We start from the raw sequence: 18,868 nt of genomic DNA on the forward strand, positions 1-18,868 counted from the left end.
ATGTCGGAGGTATGTTCTAAAGTCCTGGGTATGAGCAGCAACGCCGAGTTCTTCGAGGATTCCCCTCCGGACGACGCTCATGGGGATTGGGACGATCTCGCAGTCCCGGCCGTGGTCGATTCCGTCGACCTGGTCGTCGAAGCAGAGACGATGATGTCGGTGTTCGCCGCGCAGCGTCTCGAGCGGGTCGAGTTCATGCGCCGCGACGCGCTGCGCGACGCCGCTCGGCACGGCTATCAACTGACCGAGGTGATAGAGCGATCGGTGCGGCTCGAACTCGCCGCGGCGCTGGGAATGACAGAGTCTGCGGCTGGGCAGCTGCTCGCCCAGGCCGATGCCCTCGTCAACCGCTATCCCGCCGCGCTGGCATCGCTCGGCGGTGCGCGGATGACACAGCGCCACGCGGTGCATCTCGCCCAGGCACTGGATGCGGTCGAGCCGGAGTTCCACGAGAAGCTGCTAGAGCCGGCGGTGGCGCTCGCCGAGTCCGAGCCATTCGGAACGTTCCGTCGCAAGCTCCGGAACCTGGTCGAATCCGTCCGGTCGATCACGATCACCGAACGGCACGAACGGGCGGTGGATGCGAGGCGAGTCGTCTTCGAACCTGCGGAAGACGGCATGGCCTGGCTTCATGCTTTCATCCCGGCGGTGGAGGCGCGTGCGATCCACAACCGGATGAACGCACAGGCGAAGGTCTTGGCGGCCCAGCCCGAAGAGACCCGCACTCTCGACCAGCTCCGTGCTGACGTTTTCGGTGACATCCTCATCGACGGCGTCACGGATGCTCTTCCGCCAGCGCGCAGGGCATTCGGGCCACCGTGGTGGTGACCGTCCCCGCCCTCGCTCTCCTCGACGTCGACGGCGCCGGCGATCGGTTCGCAACCGTCGAGGGGATCGGACCGATCCCGCTCAGCCGTGCTCGAGAATTGTGCGGCAGCGCCGAGGGGTGGATGCGGGTGCTCACGCATCCCGAAACCGGGATGGTGCTCTCGGTCGGTCGCAGGCGCTACCGCCCTCCTCCGGAGCTGAGACGGCTGGTCAAGTGGCGAGCAGAGACCTGCATGGCTCCCGGATGCAACATTCCCGCATCCCGATGCGAGATCGATCACAATCTCGCCTGGGAACGCGGCGGAATCACCGCGCTGACCAATCTCACGCCGTTCTGCAAGGGTCATCACATCGTGAAGCACCACGGCCGATGGTGCGTGGAGCAGATCGAGGGCAGCGGCGGCGCGGTTCTCTGGACATCGCCCACCGGCCGTCGATATCGCGTCGAGCCCGAGCGTCGGGTTCCGGTGTTCCTGCCTGCGGGGGTTGAAGAACCTGCACCGTTCTGATCGAATCGGCCCGCCCGGGTCAGCGGTGCATTGCTGGCCAAGGAACGGCAAAACGCCTGGTCAGAATCTGATCTGACCAGGCGTTTTCGGTTGGTGGACCTGAGGGGACTCGAACCCCTGACCCCCTCGATGCGAACGAGGTGCGCTACCAGCTGCGCCACAGGCCCGTGAACCTCCGTTAGATTATCACGGCTCGGGAGGCCTGCTGAGACGCCGAAGTCACTCGCCCACGGCGCGGCGCGCGAGCAGCTCGCGGACGTGCGCTTCGATCTCTGCATCGTCGACGACGCCCATGCGAGAGAACTCCGAAGCCTTCGCAGCACGCGCCGCAACGATCGACGGCGGACGCTGAGCCTCCGCACGGCGGCGCATCTCCTCCTCGACCGTCACCTGCCGCAGCGCATCGCGCTCGGCTTCGGCATCCAGCACCATCGCCGCACGCGAGCCCGCCGACGCGGTGAGCGGACGAGGCAGGTCTCGCGGAGCCCACTTCTTTCGATCCCCGCTCAGCGGCACATCCTGCAGGAACGCCGCGACGACAGGGGGCGCGACATCCGTCGTCTTCGCAACCGATCGTGCGCCGATGCGCGACATGCGCCGCACGGCAAGACCTGCCACGAGGGCGCCCGCTACTCCCGCCCACAGCATCACCTGCGATCCGGTCGCGACGACCTCGAATCCGCCCCACACCGCGACTCCCACCGACAAGAGCCCGAGGACGGTGAGCGTCAGTCGTGTGCGGCGCCGAGCCCTCGTGCGGCGGGCGACCGGAGTGAAGCGCGCGGCAGCCCGTTCGTTGCGCGCCTGCTCGAGTGCGATCCGCGACCCTTCGAGGGCGGTCTGCTCCCGCTCGGCCAGCGCCCGGCGAGCGAGCCTCTGCTGCGCCAGCGCGGTGCGCGCATTCAGCTCGAGCCGCACCTCTTCAGGAGACTCGTTCGTCTCGGCCAGCACGCGCAGTGCCTGGTTGAGACGCACGGCGTTGCGCTCGGCTGCGTCGTACTGACGCCGGCTGTGCCACGACGGCAGCAGATACACGAGCCACAGCAACACGGCGACGAGCACGATCACTCCCCCGCCCAGCACCTGCCCGCCCATGCCACCCACGGTAAGCGACGGGGTGCCGGAGCCCCGGCATCCTGTCGCGTGTCGCGCTAGGCGTGCAACCTGTCGGCCGGCGGAACGGTGGCCGCCTCTTGCGGAGCTCGACCGTCGATCCACCGCTGCAGGACCCCTTCGGGCACCTCTTCGCTCACCAGGGCGAACGCATAGTGGTCGCGCCAGTCGCCGTCGATGTGGATGTACCGCCGACGCAGACCCTCGTAGCGGAAGCCGAGCTTCTCGACCACCCGGAGGCTCGCGAGGTTCTCGGGCCGGATGCAGATCTCCATGCGGTGGATCCGCAGCTCCGAGAAGCAGATGTCGGTGGCGAGCGCCACCGCGGTCGGCGTGATGCCACGCCCGGCGAACCGCTTGCTGACCCAGTAGCCGATCGTCGCCGACGCGAGCGAGCCGCGCGCGATGCCCCACACGTTGAGCTGCCCCGCCACTTCGCCGTCGTGCTCCATGACGAAGGGCACTCCGGAACCGTCGCGATACTGCTGCAGCAGTCGCCGCACGCCCATCCGCATGTCGAACGAGACCGGCCCGTCGGGGCTGGTCGCCTCCCATGGCCGCAGCCAGGCGCGATTGGACAGCAGCTCCTGCTGCAGCACGCGCGCGTCGCGTTGACGGACGAGCCGAAGGGAGACCTGTCCGTGTCGACGGGGAGCCGTCAGGTCCACATGACCCCCCTCGTACAGGCGGCGTCAGAGTGTCGCCGCGAACTCCTTGAACCAGGGACGCAGATCGGGGCCAAGATCTTCTCGATCGGCCGCGAGCTGCACGATGGCCTTGATGTAGTCCACCTTATCGCCGGTGTCATAGCGACGCCCCTTGAATACGACGCCGTACACGCCGGGTCCGTCGGAGTCGGCAGCGAGCTCCTGGAGTGCGTCGGTGAGCTGGATCTCGCCGCCCTTCCCGGGCTCGGTGTGCTCGAGCACGTCGAAGACCGACGGCGCCAGTACGTAGCGTCCGATCACGGCGAGGTTCGACGGTGCGTCCTCGAGCTTCGGCTTCTCGACCATGCCCGTGATCTTCACGACGCCGGGGTCGTCGGTCTTCTCCGCCACGGCGACGCCGTAAAGGTGGATGTGCGCGGGGTCGACCTCCATCAGCGCGACGACCGCAGCACCGGTCCGCTCGTGCACCGCCAGCATCGTGGTCAGCAGGGCGTCGCGCTCGTCGATCAGATCGTCGCCGAGCATGACGACGAACGGGTGGTCGCCGACGTGCGACTTCGCGCGCAACACGGCGTGGCCGAGGCCCTTGGGCTCGCCCTGGCGGACGAAGTGGATGTCGGCCATGTCCGACGAGTGCTGCACCTTGGCGAGCTTCTCCTGATCGCCCTTGCGCATCAGGTTGCTCTCCAGCTCGGGAACAGAGTCGAAGTGGTTCGACAGGTTGTTCTTGTTGCGCCCGATGATGATCAGGATGTCGGTGATGCCGGCCTGAACGGCCTCTTCCACGACGTATTGGATGGCGGGCTTGTCGACGACCGGCAGCATTTCCTTCGGCACGGACTTGGTGGCGGGAAGGAAGCGCGTGCCGAGTCCGGCTGCAGGGATAACGGCCTTGAAGCTTTTGTCTGGCATGGCGCAACTCTACTTGGGCCGTGTTAAGGCCAGATGACGAGACTGTGGCCACGGAGGGCAGGGCCGACGACCGCACCGGCGACCACCGCCGCCTAGAATCGACCCATGTCCGACGCGATCGCCGATGCCAAGCGTGCCATGCGCGCCGAGCTGCGAGAGCGTCGACAGGTCATGTCGCAGACCGCGAGGGATGCCGCCGCCGACGGAGTCCGCAACCAGCTCGATGCACTCGTCGAACGGCTGCGAGCGCGGTCCATCTCGTGCTTTCTCTCCACCAACACCGAGCCCGGAACACGAGAATTCGTCGCCGCAGCAGTCGATCGCGGCATCCGGGTGCTCCTTCCGATCACCCGCGCGGACGGATTGCTCGACTGGTCGGTCGCCACCCCGGACGGCGACATCGCCGAGGGGCTCTTCGGCCTCCCCGAGCCGGTCGGCGATGTCCTCGGGCCCATCGCGGTGAACGACGTCGACCTGCTCATCATCCCCGCCGCAGCCATCGATCGCCGCGGCATGCGGCTCGGCTGGGGGCGCGGCTACTTCGACAAGACGATCGGCTCGATGGAGCGCTGCCCGCCGGTCTACGGGGTCGTGTTCGACTCCGAAGTCGTCGACGAGGTGCCCAGCGACATCCACGACCAGCCGGTCACCGGCGTCGTGACGCCCACTCAGACCGTCATCCTCGCGCCCGTCCGGCGCTGACTCCCCGAGAGACCGTATGCCTACCTACGCCTATGCCTGCAAAGAGTGCGGACACCGCTTCGACGCGGTCCAGTCCTTCGCCGATCCCGCCCTCGTCGAGTGCCCCGAGTGCGGCGGACCGCTTCGCAAGGAGTACGGCTCGATCGGCGTGACCTTCAACGGGTCGGGGTTCTACCGCACCGACTCGCGCGCCGGCGAGACGAAGTCTCGGGAAGCCGGCGAGAAGAAGTCGACGGATGCCGGTTCCTCCTCGTCATCGTCGTCCTCCGGTAGCGATTCCACGTCATCTTCGACATCATGGAAGTCAGAGGCGAAGGCCTCGCCCGCATCCACGGGTTCGTGACCGGCGAGGCCGGAGACAATGAGGAGCATCACATGATCCAGGGCTTCAAGGAGTTCATCCTCCGGGGAAACGTCATCGATCTGGCCGTCGCGGTCGTCATCGGCGCGGCGTTCACGGCCGTGGTCACAGCGATCGTCTCGAGCATCATCAACCCATTCATCGCGCTGTTCTGGAAGCCGGACGAGAACGGCACCATCGGGATCACGGTGAATGGGCTGTGGGGCCCGGTCACATTCCCGATCGGCGATCTCATCAACGCGATCATCGCCTTCCTCGCCGTCGCCATCGTCGTCTACTTCGTGTTCGTGGTTCCGATGAACCGGCTGAAGGAGCGTGCCGCGGCCAAAGCGGGATTGACGCAGGCCGACGAAGAGCCGCAGCTGCCGACCGAGGCGGAGCTCCTGGTCCAGATCCGCGATCTGCTCGCTCAGCAGCCGCCCGCCACGAAGGTGTAGCGCTCGCTACATCCCGTCCGCGGGTCCGTGTCAATAGTGCGGGGGCACGTCCCGCCGCATGCGCTCGTCGTTCGGACCGGATCCGGATGCCGCGTCCCCCTCGACGGGCGCGGCATCCTCGGTCTCCTCCGACGGCACGGGCTCGGGCGCCGTTCCCGGCGCAGGTGTCAGGCGCGCACGGCGTGAGCCGGCGACGCGCTCGATGTGCTGGCGGTCATTCGAAGACATCGATGGGCTGTGTGTCGGTCTCCACCCGCGGCGCCTCCGGCGGCACGCCGAGCATCGCGGCGATCCGCGCGGCCACCGCGGCCGGATCGCTGTAGAGGTCGAACGAGTGCACGCGCACGTAGTGCCAGCCGAGGCGCCGAAGGATCTGCGGGCGCAGTCGCAGCGACTCGCGCAGCGATTCGCCGATCGTCTCGGGATCGCTCTCGGCGACGACAGCTCTGCCCTCGAACTGGGCGACGAGAGGCAGCAGACCGCGATAGTGGACGTCGACCGAGACGCCGAGGCGACGCAGTTCCCGCGCGAGTGCGAGGGTGAGCGGGTCGGAGAGGTCTTCGAGCCGGGAGTCGCGCCTGCGGGCCGCGATGCCGCCGAGGATCCCCATCAGCGTCGCAGCACCATATTCCAGGCGGCCGTCGTCGAAGGCGGAGGGGCGGATCGATGAGACGATCACCATCGACCGGCGGGCGCGTGTCATTCCGACCGTCAGCAGCCGTTCGCCGTCGGGCGTCGAGAGGTCGCCGAAGTCGCTGAGCACGCGACCGTGCTTGGTGAGCCCGAATCCGAGGGAGAAGATCACGCGGTCGCGGCTCTCGGCGACGGATTCCTCGAGGGTGAGCACCGCGAGGGGCTCGGCAGTGTCGCGCGAGACGAAGTCGGCGACATCCGATCTGCCGGCGAACGCCGCCTCGATGGCCGCTCTGATCCGCTCGGCATGTCTCGTGCTGGCGGTGACGACCATCAGCGACTCCGAGCCGCGGTTGACGGCGTGCTCGACGACGAGGGTGACCACGCGCTGCACTTCGGCCTCGGGGCTCTCGACGGCGCCGGTCACGGGGTCGGGGGCTCCCGTGCCGCCCTCGACGTAGTCGACGCTGAGGCTGCCGCGTCCGAGATACGAACCGGCCCACGGCAGCGACACCAGCTCGCCGCCGTAGAACGCGTCGTTGACGAGCTCGGCGAGGTCTTCGCCGCCCGCTCGGTAGCTTCGCGTGAGGGTCTCGACCGGCAGCAGCTCGGCCAGGCGCTCGAAGACGCTGGTCTCGTCGAACGGGTCTTCCGGCTCTTCGTCGTCCGTTGCCGTCCCGGCGCCGACGCGGAACGGCGTGGGCTTCTGCGTCACCGGGTCACCGAACACCACGACCTGACTCCCCCGGCGCAGCGCGGGTGCGACCTCGGCGACGCACAGCGCTGCGGCATCCGCGATGATCACGACGTCGAATGCCGGGGCGGATGGGATGTCGGGCACGTCGTAGGGCGACGCCAGCCACACGGGAGCGAGGGTGCGCAGCAGCGCGGGTGCGACATCCGCGATCTCGGCGGGGGTCACCGCGCCGCGTTTGAGGGTGCGCTTGAGCGCCGCCGCCTCTTCAGGCTGATCGACGATGCCGATGCGCCACTGGGTCGCGAGCTGTGCGGCGAGGAGGGGACCGGATGCGCCGGCGTGGGCCTCGTCCACGAGCCGGTAATCGCGCTCGAGGCGATCGACCACCGAGGTGTTCGCACCGAGCAGCGCCCGATCTCCCCGCAGCAGGTGCTCGAGCGCGGACTGCCACCACGCGAATTCGAGCTCGGCGGCAACCCGCTCCTCGGGCACGTGCCGGACAGACAGCTCGGCAAGGAGCGGCCCGAGGCCGAGCGCCGCGAGTTCGGTGCGCAGCGTCGCCCGCTCAACGAGGTTGTCGAAGACCTCGGAATCCGCCGCGAGCGCCGCGAGGGTGCGAACGAGCTGGGCCACGGGCAGTATCGACAGCCGATCGGCGTCGGTGCGACCGAGCACGGTGTCGAGCTCGGCGAGGTCGGCTTGAACGCGCTGGCAGGCCACGTGGACGTCGGCGAGGCCGATCGGCACCTCGGGCGTCACCCCGGCATCGACGTGGCGCTGCCACTCGGTGCGCTGCTGCTGGATGCGCACGAGGGCCTCGTACATGTCGGGCACGTGCACTCCGGGCCGGACGTACTCCCGCGAAAGCCGGCGCAGCCGCCGGCGGTTCGCGCCGCTCATCGTCGAGGCGTCCCGTCGCGGTGCGTGGGCCTGGATCAGATCGCCGAGCGGACGTTCGAAGACCGTCAGGCTGAACCGGTCGAGCGAGTCGCGGATGCCCTGCAGCAGCGCGACGTAGGCGTTCAGCTCTGCAATGGTCTGGAACGGTCGCATGCGGGTCTGGGCGATCAGCTGATAGCCGCGCTCGAGGATCGATGGCACGTCGTGCTTGTGCAGCTTCGCGGCTCGGGCATGTGCGGTGCGGGCGGCTTCGGTCGTCGCGAATGTGACCCCGTACCAGGGCGAGTCGTCGGGGCCGAAGCGGAACTCGCCGAGCCGGGCGGCGGCCGCGAGCTTTGCGGCCGCCTCGGTGCGGGCGGGGGCCAGCAGCTCGAGCGTTCCGATGCTGAACCGGGCGCTGGTCGAGGGCGATCGGCCCTCGTCGGCGAGACGCGCGAGGGCGCGGAGGATCTCCAGGACCGACACACCGAGTGACGGATGCCGCGTGGTGACCGCGGATCGGTAGTCCCGCAGCACGCCGCGCAGGCGCACGAGCGCGTCGTCGACGTCGGCGATCTTCGGCTGTTCGGCCTTCTCGTTGCGACCGATCGCGCGGATCAGATCGCGCTGCAGCTGACGCGGTGACACGGCGAGCCCCGGCAGGCCGATCGCGGCGAGCCGATGACGGACGCCCTCGAGCGTCGAGCGGCGGGCGCTCACGACGAGCACCCGCTTCCCATCGCGCACGAGCGCGCCGACCGCGTTGATGACGGTCTGCGTTCCCCCCGTGCCCGGCAGGGTGTGCACCGCGAGTGACTGCCCCGCGACGATCTTCGCGAGCACCGCCTCCTGCTCCGCGTCGGCGTCGAGAAGCAGCGTGTCGGCGGCGGGCGGCCGCTCGTCAGGGCTCGCCATGGGCGGCGCGGGGCGCACCGTGCCGAGGGCCGCGCGGTCGTCCGCGTGACCGGCGAGCGCGTTGAGGATCGGATGGTCGAGGTCAGCGGCATCCCGCGCCATCGCGACGCCGACGTCGGCGAAACTCGACACCAGCAGACGGGGGTGAACGGTGAACGACGCGATCGTGGATGCGGCCGCCCGCAGCTGATCGATGACCGGCTGCGGCTTGAACACCCCGTCGGCATGGGCGAGCGCGGCCAGAGCGGTTCCGTCGAGTTCGATGCCGAAGTGCGTGTGCATGGCCCGGACGAGCTCAGGGTTGACGACGAACTCGCCGTGCAGCTTCAGTTCGAAGTCCGCATGATGGCGCCGGATCGCGAGAGGGCGCAGCAGCACGGGTGCGCTGCACACCATGCCGCCGATCCGCCACGAGGCGAGGCCCACCGCGAGATGCACGGGCTCGAGCCCTCGCGTGGTCCGCAGCTCGAGGTTCTTCGCGGTGATCCGCTCGGCCGCGATGCGGGCCGTGCGGAGGGCCACTTCATCGCGGAACAGGTTCGACAGCAGCGTGGAACGCCCGGTGATGAATTGCGGAAGACTGCCGGGATGGGCTTTGGTGATCTCGATCGAGGCATCCGCGGCATCCGAGAAGTGCAGCAGGGTCGACCTGCCGCCCAGCGCGGCGGTCCGCCGCCGCATCCGGTCTCGCTCTGGGTCGGCGATATGGCTCACCGACACGTCCGGATCGGCAAGCCCCAGATCACCTGGGGTCACCACGGGTCCGGACTCGACCCCGTCTTCGCCGACCACGGCGGTGCCATCTGCTCGCCACACACGAGCCAGACTAGGCGGGGTCGTCCCGCCGCCCCGGCAGCCGACCCGAGTTTCGCAGTATTGAGACACGCCGCGCCATCAGCCCTTCCTCCCCAGCGGGGCATCTCCGTCCGTGTTGCACAGCTGGGCCCCGGTCGGACTGGCGCTGTGCTGCAGGGCGCGAGGATGGTCGCATGAGCACAGCTGGTCTTGTCAACACGGGGGCCGTGACCCGTTTCCACCTCCACCCCTCGCCGATCGGCGACATCCTGATCGTGACGACAGCCGAGGGCATCGTCACCCTCCATCCCGTTCACGGAGAAGTCGACGCCGAACTGCAGAATCTCGCGCAGCGGCTCGGGTCGACTCCCGAGCACGACGAGACGGAGGCCGCGACCGCCGCCGCCTCGCAGCTCGACGAGTACTTCTCCGGCGCCCGCACCGAATTCGACCTGCCGCTCGACTGGCGGCTGGTGCGCGGCTTCACGCGTGCGGCGCTCGAAGCCGTCTGCGACATCCCGTACGGCGAGACCGCCGGCTACGGCGAGGTCGCGATCACGGCAGGCAGACCGCGTGCCGCTCGTGCCGTCGGCACGGCGTGCGCGACGACGCCGTTCTCGATCGTGGTGCCGGTTCACCGGGTCGTGAGATCCGACGGCTCGCTGGGCGAATACGGCGGACACCCTGAAGTGAAGAAGTTCCTCGTCGACCTCGAGCAGGCGAAGGAGGACGCGCGCGCGGACGAGTAGGCCGTCCGCCCGCCGTGCGGCCCCGGGGTCTGGAGCCCCGGGGCCGCACAACTCACCGATCTAGTGGTTCGTCGCCTTCTCGGCTCCGTAGCCGGAGAGCGAGCGCACATCCATCTCGGCCGCCAGAGTCTTGTTCTCGTGCGTGCCGCCGACGACCGAGCCCAGCCACCCGAGGAAGAACCCGATCGGGATCGACAGGATGCCGGGGTTGTTCAGAGGCCAGATCGCCACTCCGACATTCTTGAACACGCTCGTCTCCGTGCCCCAGAAGACGGGTGACAGGAAGATCAGGATGACGGCAGCAGCGAGGCCGCCGTACATACTCCACACGGCTCCGCGGGTGCGGAACCGGCGCCAGTACAGCGAGTAGAGGATGGTCGGCAGGTTCGCCGATGCGGCCACCGCGAAGGCGAGCGCGACCAGGAAGGCGATGTTCTGGCCCTGCACGCCGATCCCGCCGATGATCGCCAGCACGCCGATCACGATGACCGTGCGCCGTGCGACCTTCACCTCTCCGTCGGGTGGCACGTTCCCCTTCTTCATGACGTTCGCGTAGATGTCGTGCGCGAACGACGCTGCTGCCGTGATCGTCAGGCCGGCGACGACCGCGAGGATCGTTGCGAACGCGACCGCGGAGATGAACCCGAGCAGGAACGGTCCCCCGAGCGCCAGTGCGAGCAGGGGGGCCGCGGAGTTCACACCGCCGGGCGAGGCCAGGATCTTCTCCGGTCCGACCAGCGACGCGGCGCCGTAGCCGAGCACGAGGGTGAGGAGGTAGAAGATGCCGATGAGCCAGATCGCCCAGACGACCGAGCGACGGGCTTCCTTCGCGGTCGGAACCGTGTAGAAGCGCATCAGCACGTGCGGCAGACCCGCCGTGCCCAGTACGAGCGCGATCGCGAGCGAGATGAAGTCCCACGGGTTCTTGCCGTACTGCAGGCCGGGGCCGAGGATCGCGTCCTGCGGATCCGTGACGGATGCCGCGACAGCGCTTTCCAGCAGCGTGTTGAGGCTGAAGCCGTTGATCGCGAGCACCCAGACCGTCATGACGATCGCGCCACCGATGAGCAGGAATGCCTTGACGATCTGCACCCAGGTGGTGCCCTTCATCCCGCCGACCAGCACGTAGATGATCATGAGGATTCCCACAACACCGACCACGATCGACTGGCCGAGCTTGTCGTTGACGCCGAGCAGCAGCGAGACGAGTCCACCGGCACCGGCCATCTGCGCGAGCAGATAGAACAGGCACACCGCGAGCGTCGTGATCGCCGCCGCCATGCGCACCGGACCCTGCTTCAGGCGGAACGACAGCACGTCGGCCATCGTGAACTTGCCCGTGTTCCTCATCAGTTCGGCCACGAGCAGCAGCGCGACGAGCCACGCCACGAGGAACCCGATCGAGTAGAGGAACCCGTCGTACCCGTTGATCGCGATCGCCCCGGTGATGCCCAGGAACGACGCGGCAGACAGGTAGTCGCCCGAGATCGCGAAGCCGTTCTGCGGACCGGTGAACGAGCGACCGGCCGCGTAGTAGTCGGCCGCGGTCTTGTTGTTGCGGCTCGCCCGGATCACGATGAACAGGGTCACCGCGACGAACGCCGCGAAGATCGAGATGTTCAGGACGGGGTTGTTCTCGACCGTTTCGACGGCCGTGTGGACTGCGCCGAACATGTCGTTCATACGCCCGCCTCCTGACGCTCGAGATCGTCACGGATGTCCGCCGAGATCGGGTCGAGTGTGTGGTTGGCGTACCACACGTACCACATGGTGATTCCGAACGTGGTCACGAACTGACCGAGCCCGAGCAGGAGGCCGAGCGTGATGTCGCCCCACACCCGCTGGGCCATGAACTCGGATGCGAACGACGAGAGGAGCACGTAGGCGAAGTACCAGAGCAGGAATGCGACGGACAGCGGGAAGACGAAGCTGCGGTGCTTGCGCTTCAGTTCCTGGAATCTCGGCGTCGCCTCCTCCGAAAGGTAGTCGACGCCGCCCGGCGGGGCGGTTTCGGTAGGTGATTCGGACATTGTTGAGGCCTCCTTGCCTTCGTGCGAGCTGCCGTCGAGGGTGCTCAGCGGACTTTCTGGGGGGTGCCGGCTCCGCTGCGAACGGCGGAGACCAGCGCATCGAGGACTGTGGGGTCCTCGATGGTGGCGGGGATCTTGTAGGGCTCTCCGTCGACGATCTGCCGCATCGTCTTGCGGAGAATCTTGCCCGAGCGGGTCTTGGGGAGCCGATCGAGGATCGTGACGTCGCGGAACGCCGCGACGGGTCCGATGTGCTCCCGCACCAGGGCGACCAGTTCTGCTTGGAGTTGGTCGTGGTCGACGTGCTCGTGGGCCTTGAGCGTCACGAATCCCGCGGCGCGCTGCCCCTTCAGCTCGTCGTGGACCCCGATGACCGCGCACTCGGCGACTGAATGGTGAATGGTCAGCACCTCCTCAAGCGAGCCGGTCGAGAGGCGATGCCCCGCAACATTGATCACGTCGTCGGTGCGGCCCATCACGAACACGTAGCCGTCCTCGTCGATGTGCCCCGCATCTTCCGTGGCGTAGAAGCCGGGGAAAGCCGAGAGGTAGGCGTCACGGAAGCGGCCGGGACTTCCCCACACGCCCTTCAGCGTCCCCGGCGGCAACGGCACGCGCAGCGCGATGTTCCCTTCCGGAGTGGATCCACCCGGACCGGTGCCGGTGACATCCCGGCCCCTGCTGTCGAGGATCCGCACGTCGTAGCCGGGCATCGCCACGGCTGTCGAACCGACCTTCGCCGGGAGGACCTCGAGCCCGACAGGGTTCGCACAGATCGGCCAACCGGTCTCGGTCTGCCACCAGTGGTCGACGATCGGCACACCGAGTCCGTCGTTCGCCCAACGCGACGTCTCAGGGTCGAGACGTTCACCGGCGAGGAACAGTGTCCGCAGCGTCCGCAGGGCACCGTCAGGCAGTTCCTCCAGGTCGGGATCGACACGCCGGATCGCACGCAGCGCGGTCGGCGCGGTGAACATCGTCTTCACGCGGTACTCGTCGACGATTCGCCAGAACTCCCCCGCGTCGGGGGTCCCGACCGGCTTCCCCTCGAAGAGAACCGTCGTCGCACCCGCGAGCAGTGGCCCGTAGACGATGAACGAGTGCCCGACGACCCACCCGACATCCGATGCCGTGAAGATCGTGTCGCCAGGACCGACGTCGTAGATGTTGCGCATCGCCCAGGCGAGAGCAACCGCGTACCCGCCGGTGTCTCGCACGATCCCTTTCGGGCTGCCCGTCGTCCCTGACGTGTACAGCACGTAGAGCGGGTCGGACGAGACGACCGGCACGGCCGGCGCCGGCGTTGCGGCAGCGACCGCTTCGTCCCAGTCGCACCAACGGACACCGTCGACCGAGCCGGTCATCGAAGCCGCGGACCCGGGAACGGCTGCGCGATCGCGGACGACGACCGTGCGCACGATTCCAGGCGCTGCCTCGAGCGCCCTGCGGACGATCGGCAGATACTCCACGACCCGACCGGGCTCCAGACCGCCCGAAGCGGTCACGACCACCGAGGGCCGGGCGTCGACGATCCTCACGGCGAGCTCCGTCGCAGCGAAGCCGCCGAAGACGACGGAGTGGATCGCCCCGAGGCGCGCGCAGGCGAGCATCGCGATGACGGCCTCGGGAGTCATCGGCAGGTACAGCAGCACGCGGTCGCCGCGTGAGACGCCGAGATCCTCGAGGGCGCCCGCGAACTCCGCCACTCGGTCGCGGAGCTGCCGGTACGTGTAGTCCTTCCGCGTCCCCGTCATCGCCGAGTGATAGCGCAGGGCGACGTACTCACCACGTCCGGCGTCGATGTGACGGTCCAGGCAGTTCACGGTCATGTTGAGAGCCGCGTCGGGAAACCACGTCCATTCGTCGCCGTGGTGGTCGACGGCACGCTGCGGCACGACCGTCCAGTCGACGGCGGATGCCGCATCGAGCCAGAACGAGGTGGGATCGTCGAGGCTGCGTCTCCACTCCGGGGCGTATTCGACCATGGGCGTTTCTCCTTCGAAACCGTTCCATCCGGCCGAGCGACTTCGCCGGTCACGGTGGTATGGTCGACGCTACGAAAGGCGGCGACGAGGCCGTCACCCCCGGAAGTAGGTAGTGGGTGGCCGCACAGACGGGTACCGAAAGCGACGCTCGCCTCATCGAACGTGCCGTTGCGGACCTCGCCCGGCAGTCGCAGTTCCCCCTCGCGTTCGGCGGAATCGAGCATGACGGCGCGGTCGAAGTGACCGCGACCGTCGGAACCCGAACGCGGAATCTGCACGGACTCATCGTCCACGCCGACCGCGGACTCGGCGGCCGGGCGCTTGTCGAGAAGCGCCCGCGGCTGGCCCTGGATTACCGCACGTCGCGCAACATCACGCACGACTACGATCGCGCGGTGCTGGGCGAGGGCATCGTGACGCTCTTCGCGATCCCGGTGATCGTCACCGGAACCGCGCGCGGCGTGCTCTACTGCGGAACGTGGGCCCAGGTGTCGGTGGGTGACGTCATCGCCCGGCCCGCATTCGCCGTCGCCGGAACGCTCGCGACCGAGTTGCGCATCCGCGACGAGGTCGAGCGCCGGGTCTCGCTGGCGCCAGCGGCCACAGGTGAGCCGGGCCTGGACGCCGTCGCGCGTGAGGAGCTGCGCGAGAGCTACGCCGAGCTGCGCAGCATCGCTGCCGTCGTCACGGATGATGACGTGCGTCGACGACTCGAGGTGCTCGAGCAGCGCCGTGCCGCGCTGTCGAACGAGGGCGCGGGACGACCCGTGGACCACGGCATCGCGCTCTCGCCCCGCGAGACCGACGTCCTCGCCCGGGTCGCTCTCGGGTCGACGAATGCCGAGATCGCGTCGAGCTTGTCGCTGAAGGAAGGCACTGTGAAGTCATACCTGCAGTCGGCGATGTCGAAACTCGAGGCATCCACCCGTCACGCCGCCGTCGCCAAAGCTCGCCGCGCCGGCATCCTCCCCTGATTCGTCGCCACCGTAAACGCGCTGACCGAATTTCGGCAATCCGTCCGAAGTTGGGATCCGGATGCCGCAATCCGCCGATTATCGCGTCGTCATCCGAATTCCACGTCATGCGCAATGGGCATCAATACGGTCTTCATTCGGCGTATTGTTGCGCATATGGCTCGCAGAATTGTGCATCAACTGGTGGATGACCTCGACGGCACCATCCTCGAAATCGGCGCCGGCGAAACCGTCCTCTTCTCAATCGACGGAGTCGCGTACGAGATCGACCTCACCGACGACCACGCCCGCGCACTGCGCGAGGCACTCGCCCCCTATGTCAGCGCGGGGCGATCGATCTCGTCACGCGGTTCGAACGGTTCCGGCGGTGGGTCGTCGGGCAGGCGCCGGCGCACGGGGCAGCAGGACTACAGCGCGATCCGCGCGTGGGCGAAGTCCACCGGGTACGAGGTCTCGGAGCGGGGCCGGGTTCCGGCATCCGTTCTCGAAGCGTACGAAGCCGCGCACTGACGCGCGACCTGCCGGCTCAGGCCGTCGTCTTGACCGCCGCGAGGATCTTCGTCAGGGTCTGCTTCGCATCGCCGAGCACGATCGACACCTTGGGGTCGTAGAACAGTTCGTTCTCGATGCCCGCGAAGCCGGGGTTCAGCGAGCGCTTCAGGAACACCACCTGCTGCGCGTCGCCCACGGTGAGTATCGGCATGCCGTAGATGGGCGATCCCGGCGACGATTTGGCCGCCGGATTCACCACGTCATTCGCACCCACGACCAGTACGAGGTCGGTCGTCTTGAAACGCGGGTTGACCTCATCCATTTCGACGAGTGATTCGTACGGCACATTGGCCTCGGCGAGAAGCACATTCATGTGGCCGGGCATGCGACCCGCCACGGGATGGATGCCGAACACGACATCGACGCCGCGTGCCTCGAGCAGTTCGGCGAGCTCGGCAGCGGCGTGGTGAGCTCCCGCCACGGCAAGGCCATAGCCGGGCACGATGACGACGCGCTGCGCGTAGTCGAGCAGGATCGCGACGTCGTCGGCGTCCATCGTGCGCACCGGCCGATCGGCCGCGTCGGCGCTGTCGCCGCTCGCCACGCCAGCCCGGAACGCGCCGAAGACGATCCCCGTGACGGTGCGGCCCATCGCCTTCGCCATAGCGATGGTCAGAATGGTTCCGCTCGCCCCGACGAGCGTGCCCGCGATGAGCAGCAGCACGTTCGCCAGCACGAGACCGGATGCCGCGACCGCGAGTCCGGTGAAGGCGTTCAGCAGCGAGATCACGATCGGCACATCGGCGCCGCCGATCGGCAGCACGAGAAGGACTCCCAGCACGAGGCCGACGGTCGCCAGGGCGATCGCGAACAGCGGGTCTCGGGTGAGGACGAGTGCCGTTCCCATCGCCACCGCGGCCAACACCAGCGCCACCATGAGTATCCGCAGCCCTGCGAAGGTCACTGCCCGCGTCGTGAGGATGCCCTGCAGCTTGCCGAACGTGACGAACGAGCCGGTCAGCGATACCGATCCGATGAGCACGGTCACCGCGACCACGCTCAGAGTCCACGGGCTCTCACCATGACCGGCCTCGACGAGCGCCACCAGCGCGGCCGCCCCACCACCGACGCCGTTGAAGGCGGCGACGAGCTGCGGCATCTGCGTCATCTGCACCCGGCGTGCGGCGAAGACCGCGATCACGGCGCCGACTGCGACGGCGATGCCGATCCAGCCCAGGTTGCGCACGTCGACGCTCAACAGGTAGGCGAGCACAGCGATGGCGGCGCCCGCCGCGCCGAGCAGGTTCGCGCGACGGGCGGTGCGCGGGTTGCCGAGACCCTTGAGGGCGAGGATGAAGAGCACCGCGGCCACGATGTAGGCGACTGTGACGACCTCGGGAGGGAGCAGCTTCACGATCCCACCTCCGTCCGGCGCGGCTTGGCGGAGAACATCAGGAGCATGCGGTCGGTGACGACGAAACCGCCCACCACGTTGATGGTCGCCAGCAGCACCGCGAGGATCGAGAGGGCGAGCGCAAGCGGATCCTCCGCCTGGCCGGCGACCATGATCGCGCCCAGCAGGATGATGCCGTGGATGGCGTTGGCCTCGCTCATGAGCGGCGTGTGCAGTGTGCTCGACACCTTCGAGACGACCTCGAAACCGAGGAATACGGCGAGGATCGTGATCGTGATGAGTGCGAAGGCATCCATCAGGCACGCTCCTCGATGGTCTGTGGCCCTTCGACAAGCTCAGGGACCGCGGCGGGCTCTGGCCGTTCGACAAGCTCAGGGACCGGGGCGGGCTCTGGCCCTTCGACGAGCTCAGGGACCGGGGCGGGCTCTGGCCCTTCGACAAGCTCAGGGACCGGGACCGGCAGCGCAGCGGCCACGCGCTCGCTCACGATGCGGCCGTTGTGTGTGACGGCGCTGCCCGCGACCAGTTCGTCGGCGAAGTCGAGCACGAGTTCTCCTTCCTTCACGATGAGCGCAGCGAAGTTGGCGCAGTTCATCGCGTAGAGCTTCGACGCATCCGGCGAGAGATCCGACTGGATGTCGCGGGCTCCGATCAGGGTCGCGATTCCTCCGGCCACGGCCACCGCGCGTCGCTCGCCTGCCACCGAGCCCTCGATGTTGCCGCCCGAGTCGGCGGCGAGGTCGACGAGCACCGAGCCCGGCTTCATCGCGGCGACCATGGCGCCCGTCACGAGCCGCGGCGCCGCGCGCCCCGGCACCGCCGCGGTGGTGATGACGATGTCGGATGCCGCGACATGCGGCGCGAGCAGCTCCTGCTGACGGCGTGCCCGGTCCTCGGCGAGCTCCTTCGCGTACCCGCCGGACGCGTCAGCAGTCCCGAGGTCGAGGTCGATGAACGTGCCGCCCACCGAGCGCACCTCGTCGGCGGATGCCGCCCGCACGTCGTTCGCCGACACGACGCCGCCCAGCCGCTTGGCGGTCGCTATCGCCTGCAGCCCCGCGACGCCTGCACCGAGCACGAGCACCCGGGCCGGAGCGAGGGTCCCGGCGGCCGTCATCGTCATGCCGAACATGCGCCCGAACGCATCGGCGGCGAGCGTCACGAGCCGGTACCCCGCGATCAGCGACTGCGACGAGAGCACGTCCATGGACTGCGCCCGCGAGATACGCGGCAGCAGGTCCAGGGCGAAGGATGTGACGCCGGCATCACGCGCAGCGACGACCGAATCGGAGTGCTGGAACGGATCGTCGACCCCTATCGTGACCGTGCCCGCAGGCAGCGCGGCGAGTTCCGGAGGTGTCAGGGGCCGGACATGGAAGAGGATGCCGTCGGCGAGCGGTGTGCCCGGCTCGATGATCGTCGCACCGGCGTCGCGGTAGGCGGCATCCGACACCAGTGCATCAGCACCCGCACCTGACTCGACCTCGACAGCGGCGCCGATGGCGACCAGCTTGCGCACGCTCTCGGGACTCGCGGCGACGCGCTTCTCACCCGGCGAGCGTTCGGCTCGAACGCGTACGACGACCGGCACAGTTCCTCGTTCCCGCCGTGACGTCCTCGTCGCGGCCCTCCCGGAATCGTAGACGAGCCCACCCCCTGGCAGGACCGCCCGCGACCGAATTGTTGTGCCCGCTGCGACGCAAAGGCGCTCAGGGACTTCATAGCCATTCATCTGCGCCTCATCGCCTCAGGCGAGGCGAGTCGTAGGTCGGGTG

Annotated in this window: 19 protein-coding genes and 1 tRNA gene; 8 read left to right on the forward strand and 12 right to left on the reverse strand. The window is 68.3% G+C overall.

All coding sequences use genetic code 11. The features are described from left to right. Window positions 1-30 precede the first annotated feature (30 nt). Entirely contained in the window at window positions 31-828 is a 798-nt protein-coding gene (locus ABD188_RS16190; RefSeq protein WP_344064607.1) for a DUF222 domain-containing protein, read from the forward strand. Continuing rightward, window positions 819-1,337: an HNH endonuclease signature motif containing protein gene (locus ABD188_RS16195; RefSeq protein ID WP_344064610.1), complete on the forward strand. Its 519-nt coding sequence runs from the start codon at window positions 819-821 to the stop codon at window positions 1,335-1,337. The genes ABD188_RS16190 and ABD188_RS16195 overlap by 10 nt, the downstream gene beginning before the upstream one ends. 91 nt (window positions 1,338-1,428) lie before the next feature. Here ABD188_RS16195 and ABD188_RS16200 read toward each other — a convergent pair. The 4 genes from ABD188_RS16200 to galU all read right to left on the reverse strand — a co-directional run bounded on the left by ABD188_RS16200 (window position 1,429) and on the right by galU (window position 4,030). After that, window positions 1,429-1,504 (reverse strand) — tRNA-Ala (locus tag ABD188_RS16200). A gap of 52 nt (window positions 1,505-1,556) precedes the next feature. Continuing rightward, the gene (locus ABD188_RS16205) at window positions 1,557-2,432 is read right to left on the reverse strand and encodes a large exoprotein (protein WP_344064613.1); all 876 of its coding nucleotides are present in this window, start codon (window positions 2,430-2,432) and stop codon (window positions 1,557-1,559) included. Between the two features lie 56 nt (window positions 2,433-2,488). Continuing rightward, window positions 2,489-3,118 carry a GNAT family N-acetyltransferase gene (locus tag ABD188_RS16210; RefSeq protein WP_344064616.1) on the reverse strand — a complete coding sequence of 210 codons (630 nt, stop codon included), beginning with the start codon at window positions 3,116-3,118 and terminating at the stop codon, window positions 2,489-2,491. A 24-nt stretch (window positions 3,119-3,142) separates the two neighbouring features. Further along, window positions 3,143-4,030 carry a UTP--glucose-1-phosphate uridylyltransferase GalU gene (gene galU / locus ABD188_RS16215; protein WP_344064618.1) on the reverse strand — a complete coding sequence of 296 codons (888 nt, stop codon included), beginning with the start codon at window positions 4,028-4,030 and terminating at the stop codon, window positions 3,143-3,145. 105 nt (window positions 4,031-4,135) lie between these two features. Here galU and ABD188_RS16220 point away from each other — a divergent pair, with 105 nt between their 5' ends. The 3 genes from ABD188_RS16220 to mscL are packed head-to-tail and all read left to right on the forward strand — an operon-like array spanning window position 4,136 to window position 5,530. Then, window positions 4,136-4,732, forward strand: a complete 597-nt coding sequence (locus tag ABD188_RS16220) for a 5-formyltetrahydrofolate cyclo-ligase (RefSeq protein WP_344064621.1) — start codon at window positions 4,136-4,138, stop codon at window positions 4,730-4,732. Between the two features lie 16 nt (window positions 4,733-4,748). After that, window positions 4,749-5,075 carry an FmdB family zinc ribbon protein gene (locus ABD188_RS16225; RefSeq protein WP_344064624.1) on the forward strand — a complete coding sequence of 109 codons (327 nt, stop codon included), beginning with the start codon at window positions 4,749-4,751 and terminating at the stop codon, window positions 5,073-5,075. Between the two features lie 32 nt (window positions 5,076-5,107). After that, window positions 5,108-5,530 carry a large conductance mechanosensitive channel protein MscL gene (gene mscL, locus ABD188_RS16230; RefSeq protein ID WP_344067180.1) on the forward strand — a complete coding sequence of 141 codons (423 nt, stop codon included), beginning with the start codon at window positions 5,108-5,110 and terminating at the stop codon, window positions 5,528-5,530. 30 nt (window positions 5,531-5,560) lie between these two features. On the opposite strand, the gene ABD188_RS16235 is transcribed toward mscL, so the two are convergent. Next, window positions 5,561-5,758 (reverse strand): hypothetical protein, encoded by a 198-nt coding sequence (locus ABD188_RS16235; protein WP_344064627.1) that lies wholly within the window; start codon window positions 5,756-5,758, stop codon window positions 5,561-5,563. Beyond that, window positions 5,745-9,470, reverse strand: a complete 3,726-nt coding sequence (locus tag ABD188_RS16240; protein WP_344064630.1) for an AAA family ATPase — start codon at window positions 9,468-9,470, stop codon at window positions 5,745-5,747. The genes ABD188_RS16235 and ABD188_RS16240 overlap by 14 nt, the downstream gene beginning before the upstream one ends. A gap of 173 nt (window positions 9,471-9,643) precedes the next feature. Between ABD188_RS16240 and ABD188_RS16245 the strand changes: the two genes are divergently transcribed. After that, complete coding sequence (locus tag ABD188_RS16245) at window positions 9,644-10,198, forward strand: methylated-DNA--[protein]-cysteine S-methyltransferase (RefSeq protein ID WP_344064633.1); 555 nt, start codon at window positions 9,644-9,646, stop codon at window positions 10,196-10,198. Window positions 10,199-10,258: 60 nt separating this feature from the next. Here ABD188_RS16245 and ABD188_RS16250 read toward each other — a convergent pair whose 3' ends face one another. Genes ABD188_RS16250 through ABD188_RS16260 form a run of 3 tightly spaced genes read right to left on the reverse strand, consistent with a single transcriptional unit; the run spans window position 10,259 to window position 14,213 of the window. After that, on the reverse strand, window positions 10,259-11,881 hold the full coding sequence (locus ABD188_RS16250) for a solute symporter family protein (protein WP_344064637.1): 1,623 nt from the start codon (window positions 11,879-11,881) through the stop codon (window positions 10,259-10,261). Further along, window positions 11,878-12,228, reverse strand: coding sequence for a DUF485 domain-containing protein (locus ABD188_RS16255; RefSeq protein ID WP_344064640.1), 351 nt, complete (start codon window positions 12,226-12,228; stop codon window positions 11,878-11,880). The genes ABD188_RS16250 and ABD188_RS16255 overlap by 4 nt, the downstream gene beginning before the upstream one ends. Window positions 12,229-12,272: 44 nt before the next feature. Further along, window positions 12,273-14,213 (reverse strand): AMP-binding protein, encoded by a 1,941-nt coding sequence (locus ABD188_RS16260; protein WP_344064642.1) that lies wholly within the window; start codon window positions 14,211-14,213, stop codon window positions 12,273-12,275. Between the two features lie 116 nt (window positions 14,214-14,329). On the opposite strand from ABD188_RS16260, the gene ABD188_RS16265 reads away from it, so the two are divergent. Both ABD188_RS16265 and ABD188_RS16270 read left to right on the forward strand, forming a co-directional pair. Further along, the gene (locus ABD188_RS16265; RefSeq protein ID WP_344064644.1) at window positions 14,330-15,187 is read left to right on the forward strand and encodes a helix-turn-helix transcriptional regulator; all 858 of its coding nucleotides are present in this window, start codon (window positions 14,330-14,332) and stop codon (window positions 15,185-15,187) included. A 156-nt stretch (window positions 15,188-15,343) separates the two neighbouring features. Then, on the forward strand, window positions 15,344-15,697 hold the full coding sequence (locus ABD188_RS16270) for a histone-like nucleoid-structuring protein Lsr2 (RefSeq protein ID WP_344064647.1): 354 nt from the start codon (window positions 15,344-15,346) through the stop codon (window positions 15,695-15,697). 16 nt (window positions 15,698-15,713) lie between these two features. On the opposite strand, the gene ABD188_RS16275 is transcribed toward ABD188_RS16270, so the two are convergent. The 3 genes from ABD188_RS16275 to ABD188_RS16285 are packed head-to-tail and all read right to left on the reverse strand — an operon-like array spanning window position 15,714 to window position 18,684. Further along, the gene (locus ABD188_RS16275) at window positions 15,714-17,093 is read right to left on the reverse strand and encodes an NAD(P)(+) transhydrogenase (Re/Si-specific) subunit beta (RefSeq protein ID WP_344064649.1); all 1,380 of its coding nucleotides are present in this window, start codon (window positions 17,091-17,093) and stop codon (window positions 15,714-15,716) included. Further along, on the reverse strand, window positions 17,090-17,389 hold the full coding sequence (locus ABD188_RS16280) for an NAD(P) transhydrogenase subunit alpha part 2 (RefSeq protein ID WP_344064652.1): 300 nt from the start codon (window positions 17,387-17,389) through the stop codon (window positions 17,090-17,092). The genes ABD188_RS16275 and ABD188_RS16280 overlap by 4 nt, the downstream gene beginning before the upstream one ends. Next, window positions 17,389-18,684 carry an NAD(P)(+) transhydrogenase (Re/Si-specific) subunit alpha gene (locus ABD188_RS16285; protein WP_344064655.1) on the reverse strand — a complete coding sequence of 432 codons (1,296 nt, stop codon included), beginning with the start codon at window positions 18,682-18,684 and terminating at the stop codon, window positions 17,389-17,391. The genes ABD188_RS16280 and ABD188_RS16285 overlap by 1 nt, the downstream gene beginning before the upstream one ends. Window positions 18,685-18,868: the final 184 nt, after the last annotated feature.

It is taken from the genome of Microbacterium pumilum, from assembly GCF_039530225.1.
GTDB classification, from domain to species: domain Bacteria; phylum Actinomycetota; class Actinomycetes; order Actinomycetales; family Microbacteriaceae; genus Microbacterium; species Microbacterium pumilum.

Coding starts and splice junctions, on each gene's coding strand:
- ABD188_RS16190 (WP_344064607.1), top strand. CDS start 31: ATGAGCAGCAACGCCGAGTTCTTCGAGGATTCCCCTCCGGACGACGCT.
- ABD188_RS16205 (WP_344064613.1), bottom strand. CDS start 2,432: ATGGGCGGGCAGGTGCTGGGCGGGGGAGTGATCGTGCTCGTCGCCGTG.
- galU (WP_344064618.1), bottom strand. CDS start 4,030: ATGCCAGACAAAAGCTTCAAGGCCGTTATCCCTGCAGCCGGACTCGGC.
- ABD188_RS16220 (WP_344064621.1), top strand. CDS start 4,136: ATGTCCGACGCGATCGCCGATGCCAAGCGTGCCATGCGCGCCGAGCTG.
- ABD188_RS16225 (WP_344064624.1), top strand. CDS start 4,749: ATGCCTACCTACGCCTATGCCTGCAAAGAGTGCGGACACCGCTTCGAC.
- mscL (WP_344067180.1), top strand. CDS start 5,108: ATGATCCAGGGCTTCAAGGAGTTCATCCTCCGGGGAAACGTCATCGAT.
- ABD188_RS16235 (WP_344064627.1), bottom strand. CDS start 5,758: ATGTCTTCGAATGACCGCCAGCACATCGAGCGCGTCGCCGGCTCACGC.
- ABD188_RS16245 (WP_344064633.1), top strand. CDS start 9,644: ATGAGCACAGCTGGTCTTGTCAACACGGGGGCCGTGACCCGTTTCCAC.
- ABD188_RS16250 (WP_344064637.1), bottom strand. CDS start 11,881: ATGAACGACATGTTCGGCGCAGTCCACACGGCCGTCGAAACGGTCGAG.
- ABD188_RS16255 (WP_344064640.1), bottom strand. CDS start 12,228: ATGTCCGAATCACCTACCGAAACCGCCCCGCCGGGCGGCGTCGACTAC.
- ABD188_RS16260 (WP_344064642.1), bottom strand. CDS start 14,213: ATGGTCGAATACGCCCCGGAGTGGAGACGCAGCCTCGACGATCCCACC.
- ABD188_RS16270 (WP_344064647.1), top strand. CDS start 15,344: ATGGCTCGCAGAATTGTGCATCAACTGGTGGATGACCTCGACGGCACC.
- ABD188_RS16280 (WP_344064652.1), bottom strand. CDS start 17,389: ATGGATGCCTTCGCACTCATCACGATCACGATCCTCGCCGTATTCCTC.